General features: G+C 68.3%; 31 protein-coding genes. 30 read left to right on the top strand and 1 reads right to left on the bottom strand.

Annotated elements, in window-relative coordinates; translation table 11 throughout:
• Both IEX37_RS16095 and IEX37_RS07125 read left to right on the top strand, forming a co-directional pair.
• Nucleotides 1-1,560, top strand: a complete 1,560-nt coding sequence (locus tag IEX37_RS16095) for a chitinase (RefSeq protein ID WP_188755642.1) — start codon at nt 1-3, stop codon at nt 1,558-1,560.
• Between the two features lie 204 nt (nt 1,561-1,764).
• Nucleotides 1,765-2,685: an aggregation-promoting factor C-terminal-like domain-containing protein gene (locus IEX37_RS07125; protein WP_229663128.1), complete on the top strand. Its 921-nt coding sequence runs from the start codon at nt 1,765-1,767 to the stop codon at nt 2,683-2,685.
• Nucleotides 2,686-2,777: 92 nt separating this feature from the next.
• On the opposite strand, the gene IEX37_RS07120 is transcribed toward IEX37_RS07125, so the two are convergent.
• Nucleotides 2,778-3,602: a type IV toxin-antitoxin system AbiEi family antitoxin domain-containing protein gene (locus IEX37_RS07120; RefSeq protein ID WP_188755561.1), complete on the bottom strand. Its 825-nt coding sequence runs from the start codon at nt 3,600-3,602 to the stop codon at nt 2,778-2,780.
• 519 nt (nt 3,603-4,121) lie between these two features.
• On the opposite strand from IEX37_RS07120, the gene rpsJ reads away from it, so the two are divergent.
• The 28 genes from rpsJ (at nt 4,122) to rpsK (ending at nt 18,841) form a co-directional block, all read left to right on the top strand.
• Nucleotides 4,122-4,430 carry a 30S ribosomal protein S10 gene (rpsJ, locus tag IEX37_RS07115; RefSeq protein WP_055992136.1) on the top strand — a complete coding sequence of 103 codons (309 nt, stop codon included), beginning with the start codon at nt 4,122-4,124 and terminating at the stop codon, nt 4,428-4,430.
• A gap of 8 nt (nt 4,431-4,438) precedes the next feature.
• Nucleotides 4,439-5,098: a 50S ribosomal protein L3 gene (rplC, locus tag IEX37_RS07110; RefSeq protein ID WP_188755560.1), complete on the top strand. Its 660-nt coding sequence runs from the start codon at nt 4,439-4,441 to the stop codon at nt 5,096-5,098.
• A gap of 5 nt (nt 5,099-5,103) precedes the next feature.
• Nucleotides 5,104-5,763: a 50S ribosomal protein L4 gene (rplD, locus tag IEX37_RS07105; protein ID WP_188755559.1), complete on the top strand. Its 660-nt coding sequence runs from the start codon at nt 5,104-5,106 to the stop codon at nt 5,761-5,763.
• Nucleotides 5,760-6,059 (top strand): 50S ribosomal protein L23, encoded by a 300-nt coding sequence (gene rplW, locus IEX37_RS07100; protein WP_188755558.1) that lies wholly within the window; start codon nt 5,760-5,762, stop codon nt 6,057-6,059. Before rplD ends, rplW begins: the two co-directional genes overlap by 4 nt.
• A gap of 22 nt (nt 6,060-6,081) precedes the next feature.
• Nucleotides 6,082-6,921, top strand: a complete 840-nt coding sequence (gene rplB / locus IEX37_RS07095) for a 50S ribosomal protein L2 (protein WP_188755557.1) — start codon at nt 6,082-6,084, stop codon at nt 6,919-6,921.
• Between the two features lie 11 nt (nt 6,922-6,932).
• On the top strand, nt 6,933-7,214 hold the full coding sequence (gene rpsS, locus IEX37_RS07090) for a 30S ribosomal protein S19 (protein WP_188755556.1): 282 nt from the start codon (nt 6,933-6,935) through the stop codon (nt 7,212-7,214).
• Nucleotides 7,215-7,239: 25 nt separating this feature from the next.
• Nucleotides 7,240-7,635, top strand: coding sequence for a 50S ribosomal protein L22 (rplV, locus tag IEX37_RS07085; RefSeq protein WP_188755555.1), 396 nt, complete (start codon nt 7,240-7,242; stop codon nt 7,633-7,635).
• On the top strand, nt 7,635-8,390 hold the full coding sequence (gene rpsC, locus IEX37_RS07080; RefSeq protein WP_188755554.1) for a 30S ribosomal protein S3: 756 nt from the start codon (nt 7,635-7,637) through the stop codon (nt 8,388-8,390). The genes rplV and rpsC overlap by 1 nt, the downstream gene beginning before the upstream one ends.
• Complete coding sequence (gene rplP / locus IEX37_RS07075; RefSeq protein WP_067354305.1) at nt 8,390-8,809, top strand: 50S ribosomal protein L16; 420 nt, start codon at nt 8,390-8,392, stop codon at nt 8,807-8,809. The genes rpsC and rplP overlap by 1 nt, the downstream gene beginning before the upstream one ends.
• Nucleotides 8,809-9,114: a 50S ribosomal protein L29 gene (gene rpmC / locus IEX37_RS07070; protein WP_188755553.1), complete on the top strand. Its 306-nt coding sequence runs from the start codon at nt 8,809-8,811 to the stop codon at nt 9,112-9,114. Before rplP ends, rpmC begins: the two co-directional genes overlap by 1 nt.
• Nucleotides 9,114-9,422: a 30S ribosomal protein S17 gene (rpsQ, locus tag IEX37_RS07065; RefSeq protein ID WP_188755552.1), complete on the top strand. Its 309-nt coding sequence runs from the start codon at nt 9,114-9,116 to the stop codon at nt 9,420-9,422. Before rpmC ends, rpsQ begins: the two co-directional genes overlap by 1 nt.
• A gap of 3 nt (nt 9,423-9,425) precedes the next feature.
• Nucleotides 9,426-9,794 carry a 50S ribosomal protein L14 gene (gene rplN, locus IEX37_RS07060; RefSeq protein ID WP_166319896.1) on the top strand — a complete coding sequence of 123 codons (369 nt, stop codon included), beginning with the start codon at nt 9,426-9,428 and terminating at the stop codon, nt 9,792-9,794.
• Nucleotides 9,795-9,797: 3 nt separating this feature from the next.
• The gene (gene rplX, locus IEX37_RS07055) at nt 9,798-10,157 is read left to right on the top strand and encodes a 50S ribosomal protein L24 (RefSeq protein ID WP_188755551.1); all 360 of its coding nucleotides are present in this window, start codon (nt 9,798-9,800) and stop codon (nt 10,155-10,157) included.
• Nucleotides 10,158-10,159: 2 nt separating this feature from the next.
• The gene (rplE, locus tag IEX37_RS07050; RefSeq protein ID WP_188755550.1) at nt 10,160-10,750 is read left to right on the top strand and encodes a 50S ribosomal protein L5; all 591 of its coding nucleotides are present in this window, start codon (nt 10,160-10,162) and stop codon (nt 10,748-10,750) included.
• Nucleotides 10,751-10,907: 157 nt separating this feature from the next.
• The gene (rpsH, locus tag IEX37_RS07045) at nt 10,908-11,306 is read left to right on the top strand and encodes a 30S ribosomal protein S8 (RefSeq protein ID WP_188755549.1); all 399 of its coding nucleotides are present in this window, start codon (nt 10,908-10,910) and stop codon (nt 11,304-11,306) included.
• A gap of 7 nt (nt 11,307-11,313) precedes the next feature.
• The gene (rplF, locus tag IEX37_RS07040; RefSeq protein WP_188755548.1) at nt 11,314-11,850 is read left to right on the top strand and encodes a 50S ribosomal protein L6; all 537 of its coding nucleotides are present in this window, start codon (nt 11,314-11,316) and stop codon (nt 11,848-11,850) included.
• A gap of 2 nt (nt 11,851-11,852) precedes the next feature.
• Nucleotides 11,853-12,212: a 50S ribosomal protein L18 gene (gene rplR, locus IEX37_RS07035; protein WP_188755547.1), complete on the top strand. Its 360-nt coding sequence runs from the start codon at nt 11,853-11,855 to the stop codon at nt 12,210-12,212.
• Nucleotides 12,209-12,895 (top strand): 30S ribosomal protein S5, encoded by a 687-nt coding sequence (gene rpsE, locus IEX37_RS07030; RefSeq protein ID WP_188755546.1) that lies wholly within the window; start codon nt 12,209-12,211, stop codon nt 12,893-12,895. Before rplR ends, rpsE begins: the two co-directional genes overlap by 4 nt.
• Nucleotides 12,895-13,080, top strand: a complete 186-nt coding sequence (gene rpmD / locus IEX37_RS07025) for a 50S ribosomal protein L30 (RefSeq protein WP_188755545.1) — start codon at nt 12,895-12,897, stop codon at nt 13,078-13,080. The genes rpsE and rpmD overlap by 1 nt, the downstream gene beginning before the upstream one ends.
• Complete coding sequence (gene rplO / locus IEX37_RS07020) at nt 13,080-13,559, top strand: 50S ribosomal protein L15 (protein WP_373286254.1); 480 nt, start codon at nt 13,080-13,082, stop codon at nt 13,557-13,559. Before rpmD ends, rplO begins: the two co-directional genes overlap by 1 nt.
• A gap of 97 nt (nt 13,560-13,656) precedes the next feature.
• A complete protein-coding gene (gene secY / locus IEX37_RS07015; RefSeq protein WP_188755544.1) occupies nt 13,657-14,979 on the top strand; it encodes a preprotein translocase subunit SecY in 1,323 nt (440 codons plus the stop codon).
• The gene (locus tag IEX37_RS07010; RefSeq protein WP_188755543.1) at nt 14,976-15,584 is read left to right on the top strand and encodes an adenylate kinase; all 609 of its coding nucleotides are present in this window, start codon (nt 14,976-14,978) and stop codon (nt 15,582-15,584) included. The genes secY and IEX37_RS07010 overlap by 4 nt, the downstream gene beginning before the upstream one ends.
• An 8-nt stretch (nt 15,585-15,592) precedes the next feature.
• Nucleotides 15,593-16,444: a type I methionyl aminopeptidase gene (gene map / locus IEX37_RS07005; protein ID WP_188755542.1), complete on the top strand. Its 852-nt coding sequence runs from the start codon at nt 15,593-15,595 to the stop codon at nt 16,442-16,444.
• 19 nt (nt 16,445-16,463) lie between these two features.
• Nucleotides 16,464-17,159 carry a DsbA family protein gene (locus tag IEX37_RS07000; RefSeq protein WP_188755541.1) on the top strand — a complete coding sequence of 232 codons (696 nt, stop codon included), beginning with the start codon at nt 16,464-16,466 and terminating at the stop codon, nt 17,157-17,159.
• Nucleotides 17,160-17,459: 300 nt separating this feature from the next.
• Entirely contained in the window at nt 17,460-17,681 is a 222-nt protein-coding gene (infA, locus tag IEX37_RS06995; RefSeq protein WP_133540897.1) for a translation initiation factor IF-1, read from the top strand.
• A gap of 62 nt (nt 17,682-17,743) precedes the next feature.
• Nucleotides 17,744-17,860: a 50S ribosomal protein L36 gene (gene rpmJ, locus IEX37_RS06990; RefSeq protein ID WP_005050492.1), complete on the top strand. Its 117-nt coding sequence runs from the start codon at nt 17,744-17,746 to the stop codon at nt 17,858-17,860.
• A gap of 183 nt (nt 17,861-18,043) precedes the next feature.
• Entirely contained in the window at nt 18,044-18,418 is a 375-nt protein-coding gene (gene rpsM / locus IEX37_RS06985; protein ID WP_188755540.1) for a 30S ribosomal protein S13, read from the top strand.
• Nucleotides 18,419-18,442: 24 nt separating this feature from the next.
• Complete coding sequence (gene rpsK, locus IEX37_RS06980; protein ID WP_188755539.1) at nt 18,443-18,841, top strand: 30S ribosomal protein S11; 399 nt, start codon at nt 18,443-18,445, stop codon at nt 18,839-18,841.
• The last annotated feature ends 72 nt before the right edge of the window (nt 18,842-18,913 follow it).

The following is an 18,913-nucleotide window of genomic DNA, read 5'->3' as shown; positions in this document are numbered from 1 at the left end:
ATGTCCAAGAGGTTCCCCGGGCGCCGGCTGTCGATCTTCCGGCTCACCGTCCTCGTCGCGATCGTCGCGGCGCTCGTCGTGGGCGGCTTGACCGGATTCCGGTGGTGGCAGGACGAGCGGGAGGCGGAGCGCAGCACGCCCTGGTTCGCGAGCTACGTGGACGTCACGGCCACGCCCGCCCATCCGTTCGAGTCGGTGGCCGACGACGAGCCGCGCCACGCCGTGCTGAGCTTCGTCGTCGCGGCCGGCGAGGGCGCGTGCGAGGCCTCGTGGGGCACGCACTACTCCCTCGACGAGGCGCGCCAGGGTCTCGATCTGGAGCGGCGGATCGCGCGCCTGCGTCAAGCGGGCGGCGACGTGATCGTCTCGTTCGGCGGCCTGCTCAACGACGAACTGGCCCTCGCGTGTGACTCGGTGGACGCGCTCGCCGACGAATACCGCAGGGTGATCGACCGGTACGAGCTCGCGACCATCGACCTCGACATCGAGGGCGCGGCACTCGCGGACGAGCGTTCGCGGACGCGCCGCGCCGAGGCGATCGCGCAGATCCAGCAGGAGCAGCGCGACGCGGGGGAGTCGCCCGTGTCGGTGTGGCTGACCCTGCCCGTGGGGTCGAGCGGCATGCCGCCGGACGCGGTCGCGACCGTTCAGTCGTTCCTCGACGCGGGCGCGAACATCGCGGGCGTCAACGTGATGACCATGAACTTCACGGGTGCGGAGGCCGCGACGGGGCTCGCGGAGGTGATCGAGGGATCTCTCCGCGCCACGCACCGCCAGCTCGTGGCGCTGTACACCGACCACGGCCTCTCGGTGGGAGACCGCACCGCGTGGCGGATGGTCGGAGCCACGCCCATGATCGGGCAGAACGACGTCGTGGCCGAGACGTTCACCCTCGACGACGCCCGGGCGCTCAACGCCTTCGCGGCGGACGTGGGCCTGGGACGGATGTCGATGTGGTCCGCGAACCGCGATCGCACGTGCGCCGCGGCGTACGTGGACCTGCACGTCGTGTCCGACTCGTGCAGCGGAGTCGATCAGGGCGACCTGAGGTTCGCGACGGTGCTGGCCGCGGGCTTCCGCGGCTCTCCCGACCATGCCGCGGCCGACGCGGCCACCCCGCCGCCGCCCGTGCGGCCCGGCGAGATCACCGACGACCCGGCGACCAGCCCGTATCCGATCTGGGACGAGGAGGCGACCTATCCCGCCGAGACCCGGGTCGTGTGGCGACGCAACGTCTACGCGGCGAAGTGGTGGACGTCCGGCGATCAGCCGGATGATCCGACCGTGGCGGCGACCGACCACCCCTGGCGCCTGATCGGTCCGGTGCTGCCGGGCGAGACCCCCGTGCCCCAGCTGAGCCTGCCGGCCGACTTCTATCCGGCCTGGACCCGTGGGGACGTGTACGTCGCGGGCGATCGCGTGATGCTGGACGGCATCGCTTATGAGGCTCGCTGGTGGACGCAGGGCGACAATCCCGCGGCGGTTCAGCTGGATCCCGGCGGTGCGCCGTGGGTGCCCCTCACCCAGGACGAGATCGCCGAACTGCTCTCGGAGGAATGAGTCGGACGGGGGCCGCCGAAGATAACGTTCAGGTAACGCCCACCGATCGTCCACGCCGCTGCCAGGCCATGGCGGGGTTTCGTCCAGACGCGACCGCCAGGGTCGAGAGTCCGTGCCTTCACGGCCGCGTCCCGAAGCGGCCGTCCGCTCTTCCGGTGAAGTCCGAGGGCGACGACGCGGGCGCCCCGACACGAAACGCAAGGTATGACGCAGAACGACATCGAGAACTCGAACAGCCCGATCCTGACCCCCTTCCCCCGCGCGAACCACCTGACGCTGCTGCGCCGCGAGCGTCGAGCCCGCCGCAATCGCTGGCTCATCGGATCCGCCATCGCGGCGGGCGTGGCCCTCAGCGGCGTCACCGCGGTGTCGGCCGCGACGGTGCCCTCGCCGCCGAAGGCCGTGCAGAGCCCCGTGCCCGCCAGCGCCGACCCCGGGGCGATCGCCGTCGCGGAGGAGACCCTCGAGCGCGCGGAGACCGTCCTGGGCGAGGCCAAGGAGGGCGTCGACACGAAGCAGCTGAGCGGCTACGTCGCAACGCTCAAGGGGTACGACAAGATGCCCGCCGTCGTGGTGATGGGCATGGTCGACCGTGCCGCGTCCGAGACGCAGCAGGTCGCGGCGCAGACCGCGGCGATCCAGAAGGCCGAGGACGAGGAGGCCGCGCGCCAGGCCGAGGCCGAGCGCAAGGCCGCCGAGGAGCGCGCTGCCGCCGAGCGCAAGGCCGCCGAGGAGCGCGCCGCCGCCGAGCGGGCCGCGGCGGAGGAGCGTGCGGCCGCGGAGCGCGTCGCGACCGAGTCCCTCGCGTCGTCGAACTCCGTCGCGGGCGCCCAGGCGACCGCGCAGCGCATGGCCGCGGCGCAGTACGGCTGGGGCGGCGACCAGTTCGGCTGCCTGGTCTCGCTGTGGAACAAGGAGTCCGGCTGGAACCACCAGGCGCAGAACCCCTCGAGCGGCGCGTACGGCATCCCCCAGTCGCTGCCGGGCAACAAGATGGCCACGGCGGGCGCCGACTGGGCGACCAACGCCACGACGCAGATCGCGTGGGGCCTCGATTACATCTCCCGCGCCTACGGCACCCCCTGCGCCGCCTGGGGCCACTCCCAGGCCGTCAACTGGTACTGACCTGCCGGCGATTCCGAAGGGATCCGCGAATCCGAAGGCCGATCCAGCCAGGACACCTTCGGAATCGCGGATCCCTTCGCCTTGCGGCGGGGCTATGCCGCCTTGTGCAGGCCCTGGGCGATCGCACGCAGGATGAGATCCTGCACCTCGGGCCACCGCTCCATCACCTGCGTGTAGGTGACGCGGATGACGGTGTAACCGTGCAGGCGCAGGATCGCGTCGTGCTCGTTGTCGGACGCCCTCTGCGCGCCGACGTGGTGTCCGCCATCGACCTGGACGACGAGCCGTTCGCCGATGAGGAAGTCCACGCGGTGGCCGTACAGCCACACCTGCGAGCGGATGGGCACGGGAAGCCAGCTGAGACGCGTGAACACGAAGGTCTCCACCCCCGAGTCGCGGAACGGCGAGGTCTCCGCGAGGAGCCGGCGCGCGGCGGGAGAGAGGCGGTATCGCCCGAAGGAGTCGCGGTCCACGAGTCCCTGCTGAAACGCGGAGTCCCAGATCGCCAGCGCGCGCTCGTGCGGTTGGCAGTCCGCCACGAGCGTGAGGACGTTCTCGACCGGGTCCTCGAGCCGGTCGCGGTCGCGCGGGATCAGCGGCTCCGCCCAGTGCACGTGGGCGCGCTCGACGACGACCGAGGCAGGCGCCAGCGCTGCGACATGCACCGTGTCGTCGTCGCACAGCGTCCAGAGGCCGAGCCTTGCGGCCTGGGTCACGCAGGTGAGGACGACGCCCGACACCGCTGCTCGCACCAGCATCCGATCCGTCCCCGGGACGTACACCCATCCCTTGCGAGGCCTGCGGAGCTCCCCGCGCTGCAGCACCCCCGCGATCGCATGGCGCGAGTAGCCGGCGTCGACGAGTGTCCGGGTGCGGGCGATGCCGTCGTGAGCCATGAGGAAGGCGAGCAGATCCATGCCGACACCCTGCCGAGCCGAGCACCCTCCGCACGGCTCGCGTCACCTCTCCGGGGAGATACCCGCCGGAATCCACGCCTGTGGACGAACCGTGCCCCCGGCGCATCCGAAGGGATCGGCGATCCTGAAGGCGGATCGCGCGAGATGGCCTTCGGGATCGCGGATCCCTTCGCTTGCGCCGGCTGGGAGAGGGCTCCACGCGGGGTCCCGAGCCGCGGGATTCCGCGGGTCGGGGCGCGACACGCCCGGGTTGCCAATGCCGCGTGCGGGGTGGCAGAATAGACAAGTTCCACATTCCTGCGCGTTCGACGCGCCGGATCACTGCCAGGGCAGTGCACAGACCCCCGAGTCTGGGCCGCGGGCAGGAGAACGAAATCACACAACCACCTCGCAGGGGGATCTCTGCGCGCGTGGGCTGACATGTGAACACAGGACCGATTGGTTCGCCCGAAGGGTATCCGGAGGGCACGTGCGTCCAATGCCCGAGAGGTACGACGCGTAAAGAGAGTGAGCAGACACATGGCGGGACAGAAGATCCGCATTCGCCTGAAGTCGTATGACCACGAGGTCATCGACACGTCGGCGCGCAAGATCGTCGACACGGTGACCCGTGCGGGCGCCCAGGTCGTGGGGCCCGTGCCCCTGCCGACCGAGAAGAACGTGGTCGTCGTGATCCGTTCTCCCCACAAGTACAAGGACAGCCGCGAGCACTTCGAGATGCGCACGCACAAGCGCCTCATCGACATCGTCGACCCGACGCCGAAGGCCGTCGACTCGCTGATGCGTCTCGACCTGCCGGCCGACGTCAACATCGAGATCAAGCTCTGAGGTTCGACATGGCTGACATCAACAACAAGGTTTCGAAGGGCATGCTCGGCACGAAGCTCGGCATGACCCAGGTGTGGAACGAGAACGGCAAGCTCATCCCCGTCACGGTGATCGAGCTCGCTCCGAACGTCGTCACGCAGATCCGCACGCCCGAGAAGGACGGCTACAGCGCCGTGCAGATCGCGGCGGGCCAGATCGACCCCCGCAAGGTGAACAAGCCCCTCACGGCCCACTTCGAGGCCGCGGGCGTCACCCCCCGTCGCCACCTCACGGAGATCCGCACCGCCGACGCTGCCGAGTACGCGCTCGGTCAGGAGATCACGGTGGACGGCACGTTCGAGGCCGGCCAGCTGGTCGACGTCGTCGGCACCAGCAAGGGTAAGGGCACCGCGGGTGTCATGAAGCGCCACAACTTCAAGGGCGTCTCCGCCTCGCACGGTGCTCACCGCAACCACCGCAAGCCCGGTTCGATCGGCGCCTCGTCGACCCCGAGCCGCGTGTTCAAGGGCATGCGCATGGCCGGCCGTATGGGCGCCGAGCGCGTGACCGTCCTCAACCTCACGGTGCACGCCGTCGACGCCGAGAAGGGTCTGCTGCTCGTCAAGGGCGCGGTCCCCGGCGCGCGCGGTCGCACCGTGTACGTCCGCAACGCTGTGAAGGGGGCCTGAGTTAGATGGCTGACTCGACTCTCGCTCTCGACGTCCGCGGCACCGACGGCAAGAAGGCCGGCTCCGTCGAGCTGCCCGCCTCGGTGTTCGACGTCAAGACGAACATCCCGCTCATCCACCAGGTCGTCGTGGCGCAGCTCGCCGCGGCTCGCCAGGGCACTCACTCGACCAAGCGTCGCGGTGAGGTCTCGGGTGCCGGCCGCAAGCCCTTCAAGCAGAAGGGCACGGGTAACGCCCGTCAGGGCTCGATCCGCGCGCCGCACATGACCGGCGGTGGCATCGTGCACGGCCCGAAGCCGCGCAACTACGCCCAGCGCACGCCCAAGAAGATGATCGCCGCCGCCCTCGCGGGCGCGCTGAGCGACCGTCTGCGCGGCGAGCGTCTGCACATCGTCGACTCGTTCGGCATCGACACCCCTTCGACGAAGGCCGCCGCCGCGTACCTCGCGCAGGTCGCCCCGACGAAGAACGTGCTCGTCGTGCTGGACCGTGACGACGAGGTCGGCTACCTGAGCGTGCGCAACCTGTCGTACGTGCACGTGCTGTTCGCCGACCAGCTCAACGCCTACGACGTGCTCGTCGCCGACGACATCGTCTTCACCAAGGCCGCCTTCGACGCGTTCGTCGCGCTGAAGACCGGCGCCACTGAGGAGGTCTCGGCATGACCGCCGTCCAGAAGGACCCGCGCGACATCATCCTGAAGCCGATCGTCTCGGAGAAGAGCTACTCGCTGATCGACGAGGGCAAGTACACGTTCCTCGTGGACCCCCGCTCGAACAAGAGCGAGATCAAGCTCGCGATCGAGAAGATCTTCGGCGTGAAGGTCGCCTCGGTCAACACGATCAACCGCGTCGGCAAGGCCCGCCGCACCCGCTTCGGCACCGGCAAGCGCAAGGACACCAAGCGCGCCATCGTGACGCTCAAGTCGGGCACCATCGACATCTTCACGGCAGTCGGCTGACGGTCGGGGAGGAAGAGAGAACATGGCTATTCGCAACTACAAGCCCACGACCCCCGGTCGCCGCGGCTCGTCGGTGGCTGACTTCGCGGAGATCACCCGGTCGACGCCTGAGAAGTCGCTGCTGCGCCCGCTCTCCAAGACGGGCGGCCGCAACAACCAGGGCCGCATCACGACGCGTCACATCGGTGGTGGCCACAAGCGCCAGTACCGCGTGATCGACTTCCGTCGCAACGACAAGGACGGCATCAACGCCAAGGTCGCTCACATCGAGTACGACCCCAACCGCACCGCGCGCATCGCGCTGCTGCACTACGTGGACGGCACGAAGCGCTACATCCTCGCGCCGAACAAGCTGCAGCAGGGCGACGTCGTCGAGTCGGGTCCGAACGCCGACATCAAGCCCGGCAACAACCTGCCGCTGCGCAACATCCCCACGGGTACCGTCGTGCACGCCATCGAGCTCCGCCCCGGCGGCGGCGCGAAGATGGCCCGTTCGGCCGGCGCCGCGGTGCGTCTGGTCGCCAAGGACGGCCCGTACGCGCAGCTGCGTCTGCCCTCGGGCGAGGTCCGCAACGTGGACGCGCGCTGCCGCGCCACGATCGGCGAGGTCGGCAACGCCGAGCAGTCGAACATCAACTGGGGCAAGGCCGGCCGCAAGCGCTGGAAGGGCGTCCGCCCGACCGTCCGCGGTGTCGCCATGAACCCGGTCGACCACCCGCACGGTGGTGGTGAGGGCAAGACGAGCGGTGGACGCCACCCCGTCAGCCCGTGGGGTCAGCCTGAGGGCCGCACCCGTCACGCCAACAAGGAAAGCGACAAGCTCATCGTGCGTCGTCGTAACGCCGGCAAGAAGCGCAAGTAGGAGTAAAGAAGATGCCCCGCAGTCTGAAGAAGGGCCCCTTCGTCGACGAGCACCTGCTGCGCAAGGTTGTCTCGCAGAACGAAGCCGGCACCAAGAACGTCATCAAGACCTGGTCGCGCCGTTCGATGATCGTCCCGGCCATGCTGGGTCACACGATCGCCGTGCACGACGGTCGCAAGCACATCCCCGTGTTCGTGACCGAGACGCTGGTCGGCCACAAGCTGGGCGAGTTCGCGCCCACCCGCACCTTCCGCGGCCACGTGAAGGACGACAAGAAGGGCCGTCGCCGCTGACCGCGGTGACGCAAGAGGAGAAGAAATGGTGGAGTCCATCGCACGCGTGCGACACATCCGCGTGACCCCTCAGAAGGCTCGTCGTGTCGTCGCGCTCATCAAGGGCAAGCAGGCCCAGGAAGCGCTCGCGATCCTGAAGTTCGCGCCGCAGTCGGCGTCCGAGCCGATCTACAAGCTCGTCGCGTCGGCCATGGCCAACGCGCAGGTGAAGGCCGACAAGGACGGCGAGTACCTGGACGAGCAGGACCTGTTCGTGAAGAACGCCTACGTGGACGAGGGCACGACGCTCAAGCGTTTCCAGCCCCGTGCCCAGGGTCGCGCGTTCCAGATCAAGAAGCGCACGAGCCACATCACGGTCGTGCTCTCGACGCCGGAGGTCGCGGACACGGCTGCCGGCAGCAACAAGAAGGCGAGCAAGTAATGGGACAGAAAGTCAGCCCCTACGGCTTCCGCCTCGGCATCACGACGGACCACGTCTCGCGCTGGTTCTCTGACTCGACCAAGCCGGGTCAGCGGTACGCCGACTACGTGGCCGAGGACATCAAGATCCGCAAGCTGCTGCAGACGTCGCTCGACCGTGCCGGCGTGAGCCGCATCGAGATCGAGCGCACGCGCGACCGCGTCCGCGTCGACATCCACACGGCCCGCCCGGGCATCGTGATCGGTCGTCGTGGCGCGGAGGCCGAGCGCATCCGCAGCGAGCTCGAGAAGCTCACCGGCAAGCAGATCCAGCTGAACATCCTCGAGGTGAAGAACCCCGAGGCCGACGCTCAGCTCGTCGCCCAGGGCGTCGCCGAGCAGCTCAGCGCCCGCGTGGCCTTCCGCCGCGCGATGCGCAAGGGTCTGCAGGGTGCGCAGCGCGCCGGCGCCAAGGGCGTCCGGATCCAGGTCTCGGGCCGCCTCGGCGGCGCGGAGATGAGCCGTTCGGAGTTCTACCGCGAGGGTCGTGTGCCGCTGCACACGCTGCGCGCGAACATCGACTACGGCTTCTACGAGGCCAAGACCACCTTCGGCCGCATCGGCGTGAAGGTCTGGATCTACAAGGGCGACCTCACCAACAAGGAACTCGCGCGCGAGCAGGCGAACCAGAAGCCGGCGCGCGACCGTGGCGGCCGCCGCGGCCCGCGTCGTGACAACGCGCCGGCCGAGCAGGTCGCGGAAGGAGCTTCGGCGTAATGCTCATCCCCCGCAAGGTCAAGTACCGCAAGCAGCACCACCCCAAGCGGGATGGTCAGGCGACGGGTGGCACGAAGGTCTCCTTCGGCGAGTTCGGCATCCAGGCCCTCACGCCCGCGTACGTGACGAACCGTCAGATCGAGTCCGCTCGTATCGCCATGACGCGTCACATCAAGCGAGGCGGAAAGGTGTGGATCAACATCTACCCCGACCGCCCGCTCACGAAGAAGCCCGCCGAGACCCGCATGGGTTCCGGTAAGGGCTCGCCGGAGTGGTGGGTCGCCAACGTCAAGCCGGGTCGCGTCCTGTTCGAGGTCGCCGGCGTCAACGAGCAGCTCGCTCGTGAGGCCCTGACCCGTGCCATTCACAAGCTGCCGCTCAAGGCACGCATCATCAAGCGCGAGGAGGGCGACGCGTAATGGCGATCGGCACCAAGGAGCTCGCCACCAGCGAGCTCGACACGTTCGAAGACCAGCGCCTCGTCGAGGAGCTGCGCAAGGCCAAGGAAGAGCTGTTCAACCTGCGCTTCCAGTCGGCCACGGGGCAGCTCGAGAGCCACGGCCGCATCCGCGCCGTCAAGCGCGACATCGCGCGGCTCTACACCGTGATCCGCGAGCGCGAGCTCGGCATCCGTGCCACGCCCGCTCCGGTCGAGACGAAGGCCAAGAAGAGCAAGGCGAAGAAGTCCGAGGAGACTTCGACCGCCGAGGGAGAGGCTGAGTGATGGCCACCGAGAAGAAGGTCGGCGCGCACGCTGAGCACGATGTGCGCGATGTCGACGCCCGTGGTTACCGCAAGGCTGCCCGCGGTTATGTCGTGAGCGACAAGATGGACAAGACGATCGTCGTCGAGGTCGAGGACCGCGTGAAGCACCCCCTCTACGGCAAGGTCATCCGTCGCACCAAGAAGCTGAAGGCGCACGACGAGCAGAACACCGCCGGCATCGGCGACCTCGTGCTCATCAACGAGACCCGCCCGCTCAGCGCCACCAAGCGCTGGCGCCTGGTCGAGATCCTCGAGAAGGCGAAGTAACACATGATTCAGAACGAATCCCGCCTCAAGGTCGCCGACAACACCGGTGCGAAGGAGCTGCTCACCATCCGCGTGCTCGGCGGCTCGAACCGCCGTTACGCGGGCGTGGGCGACACCATCGTCGCGACGGTGAAGGACGCGATCCCGGGCGGAAACGTGAAGAAGGGCGACGTCGTCAAGGCGGTCGTCGTCCGCACCGTGAAGCAGACGCGCCGCGCCGACGGCTCGTACATCAAGTTCGACGAGAACGCCGCCGTGATCCTGAAGAACGACGGGGAGCCCCGCGGCACCCGCATCTTCGGCCCGGTCGGCCGCGAGCTTCGTGACCGCAAGTTCATGAAGATCGTCTCGCTCGCCCCGGAGGTGCTGTAACCCATGGCGAAGATCAAGAAGGGTGACCTGGTCCAGGTCATCACGGGTGCCAAGCAGGAGCGCGGCGGCGACCGCGGCAAGCAGGGCAAGGTCCTCGACGTCGTGGACGGCGGCAACCGCGTCGTCGTCGAGGGCGTCAACTACATCACGAAGCACAACCGGATCGGGCAGACCCAGCGCGGTACCAAGACCGGTGGCATCGAGACGTACGAGGCACCCATCCACATTTCCAACGTCGCGCTTGTCGACCCCGAGACGAAGAAGCCGACCCGCGTGGGCTTCCGTGTCGAGGAGCAGGCGAAGGACGGCGTGAAGCGCATGGTTCGCGTGCGCGTCGCGAAGAAGTCAGGTAAGGACATCTGAAGATGAGCACCACGACTGCCGCGCCGGCTGGCAAAATCCAGCCGCGCTTGAAGCAGGTCTACCGCGACCAGATCCGGCAGAAGCTGCAGGACGAGTTCGGCTACCCGAACGTCATGCAGATCCCCGGCCTGGTCAAGGTGGTCGTGAACACGGGTGTCGGCGAGGCCGCTCGCGACAGCAAGGTGATCGAGGGTGCGGTCGCCGACCTCACCGCGATCACCGGTCAGAAGCCGGTCGTCACCAAGGCGAAGAAGTCGATCGCGCAGTTCAAGCTGCGCGAGGGCCAGCCCATCGGCGCGCACGTCACCCTCCGGGGCGACCGCGCCTGGGAGTTCCTGGACCGCCTGATCTCGCTGGCCCTGCCCCGCATCCGCGACTTCCGCGGCCTGTCGGGCAAGCAGTTCGACGGCAACGGCAACTACACGTTCGGTCTGCAGGAGCAGTCGGTCTTCCACGAGATCGACCAGGACAAGATCGACCGCGTCCGCGGCTTCGACATCACGATCGTCACCTCCGCGAAGACGGACGACGAGGGACGCGCGTTCCTGCGTCACCTCGGCTTCCCGTTCCGCGCGGACGACCAGCAGGCCTGAGTTACAATCGAGCGTTTGTGCGTTTCCGCCGCCGGTCCGGGGGCCTGCCCCCCGGCCGGCGGCGGAGCGTTGCTCGCACAACTGAACACCGCTGAATCATCGAAGGTCGTCTGTCGTGTAACGGCAGCCGAAACCTCATGACCAAAGGACATTCCTCATGACCATGACAGACCCGGTCGCAGATATGCTGACCCGTCTGCGCAACGCGAACTCGGCGCACCACGATTCCGTGACGCTGCCGTCGAGCAAGCTGAAGACGCACATCGCGGAGATCCTCAAGCAGGAGGGTTACATCGCGGCGTGGGAGGAGACCGACGCGCGCGTCGGCAAGAACCTCACGCTGACCCTGAAGTACGGCCCGAACCGTGAGCGGTCGATCGCCGGCATCAAGCGCGTGTCGAAGCCCGGACTCCGCGTGTACGCGAAGTCCACCGAGCTGCCCCGCGTGCTCGGCGGTCTCGGCGTCGCCATCCTGTCCACCTCCTCCGGTCTTCTCACCGACCGTCAGGCAGAGCAGAAGGGCGTGGGCGGAGAAGTTCTCGCCTACGTGTGGTGATCCCCCCATGTCGCGTATCGGACGTCTTCCCATTGACATCCCCGCCGGCGTCACCGTGACGGTCGACGGGCAGCAGGTTGCCGTGAAGGGCCCCAAGGGCGAGCTCGCGCTCACCGTGGCCAAGCCCATCGAGGTGAAGGTCGAGGAGAACCAGGTTCTCGTCACCCGCCCCGACGACGAGCGCGAGTCGCGCTCGCTGCACGGTCTCACGCGCACCCTGATCAACAACAACATCATCGGCGTGACGCAGGGCTACTCCAAGGGCCTCGAGGTCGTCGGCACCGGTTACCGCGTGGCGCAGAAGGGCTCGGCGATCGAGTTCGCCCTGGGCTTCTCGCACCCCGTGACCGTCGAGCCGCCGGCCGGCATCACCTTCACGGTCGAGGGCAACAACAAGCTCACCGTGAGCGGCATCGACAAGCAGGCCGTCGGTGAGACCGCCGCCAACATCCGCAAGATCCGCAAGCCCGAGCCGTACAAGGGCAAGGGTGTGCGCTACGCCGGCGAGGTCGTGCGTCGCAAGGCCGGAAAGGCTGGTAAGTAATCATGGCTGTGAAGTCGAAGACCGTAAGCCGCAAGCGGCGTCACGTTCGCCTTCGCAAGAAGGTCGTCGGCACCGAGGCCCGTCCTCGTCTCGTCGTGACCCGTTCGGCGCGCCACGTGTTCGTGCAGCTCGTCGACGACAGCAAGGGCCACACCGTGGCCTCCGCCTCGACCCTCGAGACCGACCTGCGCGCCCTCGACGGCGACAAGACCGTCAAGGCCCGCAAGGTCGGCGAGCTGATCGCCGAGCGCGCGAAGGCCGCCGGCTTCACGGACGTCGTGTTCGACCGCGGCGGCAACCGGTACGCCGGTCGCGTGGCCGCGATCGCCGAGGGCGCCCGTGAAGGGGGGCTGAACCTGTGAGTGAGAACAAGGAGAACGCTGTGACCACCGAGGCCGCCGAGCCTGCCACCGAGCAGGCGGCGCAGACCGAGCAGCGCAACGAGCAGCGTGGCGACCGCCGCGGCGGCCGCGACCGCAACCAGAGTCGCGACCGCAACTCGCGCGGTTCGGACAGCCAGTTCCTGGAGCGCGTCGTCACGATCAACCGCGTCTCGAAGGTCGTGAAGGGTGGTCGTCGCTTCAGCTTCACCGCTCTCGTGGTCGTCGGTGACGGCAACGGCGTGGTCGGCGTCGGCTACGGCAAGGCCCGCGAGGTGCCCCTGGCGATCTCGAAGGGCGTCGAGGACGCCAAGCGCAACTTCTTCCGCGTGCCGCGCGCCGGCGCCACCATCCCGCACCCCGTGCAGGGTGAGGCAGCCGCCGGTGTCGTCATGCTGCGCCCCGCGTCGGCCGGTACCGGTGTTATCGCCGGTGGTCCCGTGCGCGCCGTGCTCGAGTGCGCCGGCATCCACGACGTGCTGTCGAAGTCGCTGGGCTCGTCGAACACGATCAACATCGTGCACGCGACGGTCGAGGCCCTGAAGCAGCTCGAGGAGCCCCGCGCGGTCGCCGCGCGTCGCGGTCTCGAGTTCGATCAGGTCGCGCCCGCGCGTCTCGTCCGTGCGGAGGCCGAGGCCGCCGCTGCTGCGAAGGCAGGTGCGTAATGGCTGCTCGTCTGAAGGTGACGCAGACCAAGTCCAAGGTGAGCGAGAAGCAGAACCAGCGTGACACGCTGCGCAGCCTCGGCCTGAAGCGGATCGGCGACTCGGTCGTCCGTCCCGACGACGCGCAGACGCGCGGTTACGTCCGGGCCGTCGCTCACCTCGTGAAGGTGGAGGAGATCGACTGATGGCTGAGAAGAAGGCCGACAAGGCCGCCGAGGCGCAGCGCCCCGGCGTGCTCAAGGTGCACCACCTCCGTCCGGTCCCGGGCGCCAACACCGCGAAGACCCGCGTGGGTCGCGGTGAGGGCTCCAAGGGCAAGACGGCCGGCCGCGGCACGAAGGGCACCAAGGCCCGCAACACCGTGCGCGCCGGCTTCGAGGGTGGCCAGATGCCGCTGCACATGCGCACGCCCAAGCTGCGCGGCTTCAAGAACCCGTTCCGCGTCGAGTACCAGGTCGTGAACCTGGACAAGCTCGCGGAGCTCTACCCGCAGGGTGGGGACGTCACCGTGAGCGACCTGGTCGCGAAGGGTGCCGTCCGCAAGAACGAGAAGGTCAAGGTCCTCGGCGGTGGCGACATCACCGTGGCCCTGAACGTCTCGGTCGACAAGGTCTCCGGCTCGGCAGAGCAGAAGATCGTCGCCGCAGGCGGAAGCGTCAAGTAACCACTCAAGGGGCCGGGAGCATTTGCTTCCGGCCCCTTGCGTTAGCCTGGAGGTCGGCCCACCTGATCCGGCCACCTCATCCCCGGGAGGCACGTCCTTGTTTAGCGCCATCGCGCGGATTTTCCGCACGCCGGATCTGCGGCGGAAGATCGGTTTCACGCTTGCGATCATCGCGATCTACCGCTTCGGCGCGCACGTGCCGACGCCGTTCGTCAACTTCCCGAACGTGCAGAGCTGTATCGATCTGACCTCCGGCACGGACGGCCTCCTCTCGCTCGTCAACCTGTTCTCGGGTGGCGCGCTGCTGCAGCTGTCGATCTTCGCGCTGGGCGTGATGCCGTACATCACGGCCACGATCATCACGCAGCTGCTGCGCGTGGTCATCCCGCACTTCGAGACCCTCCACAAGGAGGGCCAGGCGGGTCAGGCCAAGCTCACGCAGTACACGCGCTACCTGACGATCGCGCTCGCGCTGCTGCAGTCGACCACGCTCGTCACCGTCGCGCGCAGCGGCCAGCTGTTCGGCGTGACCGGCATCCCGGAGTGCACGCAGCTGCTCACCAACGACGTGTGGTGGGCCCAGCTGCTCATGATCTTCACCATGACCGCCGGCACCGGCCTGGTCATGTGGTTCGCCGAGATGGTGACCGAGCGCGGCATCGGCAACGGCATGTCGCTGCTCATCTTCACCTCGATCGCGGCGACCTTCCCGGGCGCGATGGGCGCCATCTGGGCGGCCCGCGGCTTCGAGATCTTCCTGCTCGTGATGGCGGTCGGTCTCGTGGTGGTCGCGCTCGTCGTGTTCGTCGAGCAGTCGCAGCGGCGCGTTCCCGTGCAGTACGCCAAGCGCATGGTGGGTCGCCGCACCTACGGCGGCACCAACACCTACATCCCGATCAAGGTGAACATGGCGGGCGTCGTGCCGGTCATCTTCGCGTCGTCGCTGCTGTACATCCCGGCGCTCATCGGGCAGTTCAACACGCCCACCGACGGCAGCATGCCGCCGGAGTGGGTCACCTGGATCTCGCAGTACCTGACGACGGGCGACCACCCGCTGTACATGGCGGTGTACTTCCTGCTGATCATCGGCTTCACGTACTTCTACGTGGCGATCACGTTCAACCCGGTCGACGTCGCCGACAACATGAAGAAGTACGGCGGTTTCATCCCCGGCATCCGCGCCGGTCGTCCCACCGCCGAGTACCTGGACTACGTGCTGACCCGCATCACGTTCCCCGGTTCGATCTACCTCGGTCTCATCGCGCTCATCCCGCTCGTCGCGCTGGCCACGGTCGGCGCCAACCAGAACTTCCCGTTCGGTGGCGCCTCGATCCTGATCATCGTGGGCGTCGGCCTCGAGACCGTGAAGCAGATCGACGCGCAGCTTCAGCAGCGCCACTACGAAGGGCTCCTCCGATGACGGCACAGCACACCGGTTCCACCCGCCTTCTGATCGTCGGACCGCAGGGCTCGGGCAAGGGCACGCAGGGCGTGCGCGTCGCGGAGGCCTTCGGGATCCCCGTGGTCTCGACCGGCGACATCTTCCGCGCCAACATCAAGGAGGGCACGGAGCTGGGCCAGCAGGTCAAGGAGATCACGGACGCGGGCGACCTCGTGCCGGACGAGCTGACCAGCGCGATCGTGCGCGACCGCCTGGCGCAGCCGGATGCCGCGCACGGGTTCCTGCTGGACGGGTACCCCCGCAACGTCGCCCAGGTGTCGCACCTGGACGACTTCCTGATCGGTCGCGAGGAGTCGCTCGACGCGGTCATCGAGCTCAGCGTGCCGCGCGAGGAGAGCCTGCAGCGCCTCGCCCTGCGCGCCAAGGACCAGGGCCGCACGGATGACACGGAGGCGGCGATCGCGCACCGCCTGGACATCTACGAGCGCGAGACCGCGCCGATCCTGGCCGTGTACCGCACGCGCGGGATCGTCGACACGATCGACGGGGTCGGCGACCTCGACGAGATCACCGAGCGCATCTTCGCGGCGCTCGGCGCCCGCGGCCTGCAGCGCGCCGCCTGAACCCTGCCGTGATCTTCCGCCGTTCCATCTACAAGACGCCCGCGCAGTTGCGCGGGATGATCGAGCCCGGTCTCATCACCGCGGACGCCCTCGCCGCCGTGCGCGCGCTCATCCGCCCGGGAGTGACGACGCTCGAGCTCGACGCGGAGGCGTCCCGCGTGATCACCGAGCGCGGCGCACGCTCGAACTTCAAGCTGGTGCGCGGCTACCGGCACACCGTCTGCGCGTCGGTCAACGAGGCGGTCGTGCACGGCATCCCGTCCGACGTCCCGCTGCGGCCGGGCGACATCGTGTCGGTCGACTGCGGCGCGGAGACGCCGGAGGGGTGGAACGGCGACTCGGCGATCACGGTCGTCATCCCCGATCCCGAGCGTCCGGAGGTGGTCGCCGAGCGCGAGGAGCTCTCGCGCGTGACGGAGGGCTCCATGTGGGCGGGGATCGCCGCGCTGGCGACCGCGCAGCGACTGGGCGAGGTGGGCGCCGCGATCGAGGACTTCATCGAGGCGAACCCCCTGTCGTCGACCGGCAAGCCCGCCGGCATCCTGCGCGAGTACGTGGGGCACGGCATCGGGCGGAAGATGCACGAGCCGCCGTCGATCTTCAACTACCGCACGCCCGACCCGGGTGCCGAGGTCAAGCCCGGGCTCACGGTCTGCATCGAGCCGATGATGACCACCGGGTCGGGGGAGACGTTCGTCGAGGACGACGAGTGGACCGTCACCGCGGCCGACGGCACCGTGGGCTCGCACTGGGAGCACAGCGTCGCGGTGCATGATGGCGGCATCTGGGTGCTCACCGCACCCGACGGCGGCGCGGCAGGGCTCGCGCCGTTCGGCGTGACACCCACCCCCATCCCCTGAGAACGAGACGGAGCGGAAGATGGCCAAGGCCGCCACGAACAACACCAACTGGGTCGCGATCTGGATCTCGGTCGCCGTGGTCGTCATGCTGGTCGCCGTCGGCGCCCTCGTGGTGTGGATGAACAACCAGGCCACGGCCCCTGCCGAGCCCCCGGCGGCCGGACAGATCGACGAGGCCACGGGCGCGATCCGCGTCGGCGACGGGGAGCACGTGCTCGAGGAGTACGTGGACTTCATGTGCCCCCACTGCGCGAACTTCCACAACACGTACGGCGAGACCATCGCCGAGCAGGTCGAAGCCGGCACCCTGACACTCGAGATCCACCCGATCTCGATCCTCGACAGCCAGTCGCAGGGCACGCAGTTCTCGACCCGCGCGGCCAACGCGATGTACTGCGTCGCCGAGACCGAGCCGGACGCCGTGTACTCGTTCTACGACCTGCTGTTCGCGAACCAGCCGGGCCAGGGCTCGTCGGGTCTCAGCGACGACCGCCTGGTCCAGCTCGCCGAGCGCGCGGGCGCCCGCGACGCCGTCGACTGCATCACCGACGTCAGCTACGCGGACTTCGTGGCCGAGAAGACGCAGGAGACCCCGGTGCAGCCGGGCGCCTCGGGCATCTCGACGCCCACGGTGCTGATCGACGGCGAGTTCCTCTCCCTCGGCTCGCTCACCGGCGACCCGGAGGCGGACGTCCTCTCCCGCATCGGGCAGTGACGCGGGGGTTCGGGCAGGTTTCGACTCGCTTCGCTCGCTCAACGAGCGCGACCTGGGTTGCTCGTTGAGCGGAGGCCGCGCCAGCGGCCGAAGTCGAAACGGGTTGAGCGGAGCGGCGCAGCCGCGCAGTCGAAACCGGGTCCACCCGCACGACACGCCGGGCTTGCCGACACGCCCGACGTGACCTAACATAGATCTTTGGTGCCATGCGCCTGCTTTCGGCGTGTCGCCGAATCCGCCGCTCCGGCACCGATCCCATTCACCGCAGACCGACCGGTCTGCCCCTAGCAAAGCGAGTCTATGGCGAAGAAAGACGGTGTCATCGAGATCGAGGGTGTGATCACCGAGGCGCTGCCCAACGCGATGTTCCGCGTCGAGCTGAGCAACGGTCACAAGGTTCTCGCCACGATCTCGGGAAAGATGCGGCAGAACTACATCCGCATCATCCCCGAGGACCGCGTGGTCGTGGAGCTCAGCCCCTACGACCTCACGCGTGGCCGCATCGTCTACCGCTACCGCTAGACCGGTCGAGAAGTAACGGCCCCGCGCCCGCCGCGGGGTACGAAGACAGCGAAAGAAGAATCATGAAGGTCAATCCCAGCGTCAAGCCGATCTGCGACCACTGCAAGGTGATCCGTCGCCACGGCCGCGTCATGGTCATCTGCAAGAGCAACCCCCGCCACAAGCAGCGCCAGGGTTGAGCTGCGCAGCAGCTCAAGATTGCGCGAGGGAGCGAAGCGACCGAGTCGAAATCCCTCGCCGCAGCACACAACAGAACATCTGAACTCGGCAGAATCAGAACCCGCTCACGCGGGGGACACCTCGGGGCGGAGGCCCGGGCACCGATCCTGCTCCACACCTCCACAACATTCAGGAGAAGTCGCATGGCACGTCTTGCCGGCGTCGACATCCCGCGCGACAAGCGCGTGGTGATCGCCCTCACGTACATCTACGGCGTTGGACGCACTCGTTCGAACGAGATCCTCACCGCCACTGGCATCAGCCCCGAGATCCGCGTCAAGGACCTCAGCGACGACCAGCTCGTCGCGCTCCGTGACTACATCGAGGGCAATTACAAGGTCGAGGGTGATCTGCGCCGCGAGGTGGCCGCCGACATCCGTCGCAAGGTCGAGATCGGCTCGTACGAGGGTCTCCGCCACCGCCGCGGCCTCCCCGTCCGCGGTCAGCGCACCAAGACGAACGCGCGTACGCGCAAGGGTCCGAAGCGCACCGTCGCCGGTAAGAAGAAGGCCCGCTAAGCGCGGAAGGTTTAGGAGAACACCATGGCTGCACCCAAGTCTGCCGCGCGCAAGCCGCGCCGCAAGGAGAAGAAGAACATCGCGCTGGGCCAGGCCCACATCAAGTCGACGTTCAACAACACGATCGTGTCGATCACCGACCCGTCCGGCGCCGTGATCAGCTGGACCTCGTCGGGCGGCGTGGGCTTCAAGGGCTCGCGCAAGTCGACGCCGTACGCCGCCGGCATGGCCGCCGAGGCCGCCGCCCGCCAGGCGCAGGAGCACGGCGTGAAGAAGGTCGACGTCTTCGTCAAGGGCCCGGGCTCGGGTCGTGAGACCGCGATCCGCTCGCTGCAGGCCGCGGGCCTCGAGGTCGGTTCGATCCAGGACGTGACGCCGCAGGCGCACAACGGCTGCCGCCCCCCGAAGCGCCGCCGCGTCTGACGCGTTTCCCGCCGGGGCGCATGGCTCCCGACAGAGCCTGCGTCCCGGCGTCTCGCCGTCCCCCGGCCGCGC

It is taken from the genome of Microbacterium album, from assembly GCF_014643695.1.
Classification (GTDB): domain Bacteria; phylum Actinomycetota; class Actinomycetes; order Actinomycetales; family Microbacteriaceae; genus Microbacterium; species Microbacterium album.
Note: the sequence above shows the minus strand (reverse complement) of the source record. Positions and strands in the feature narration are given on the sequence as shown.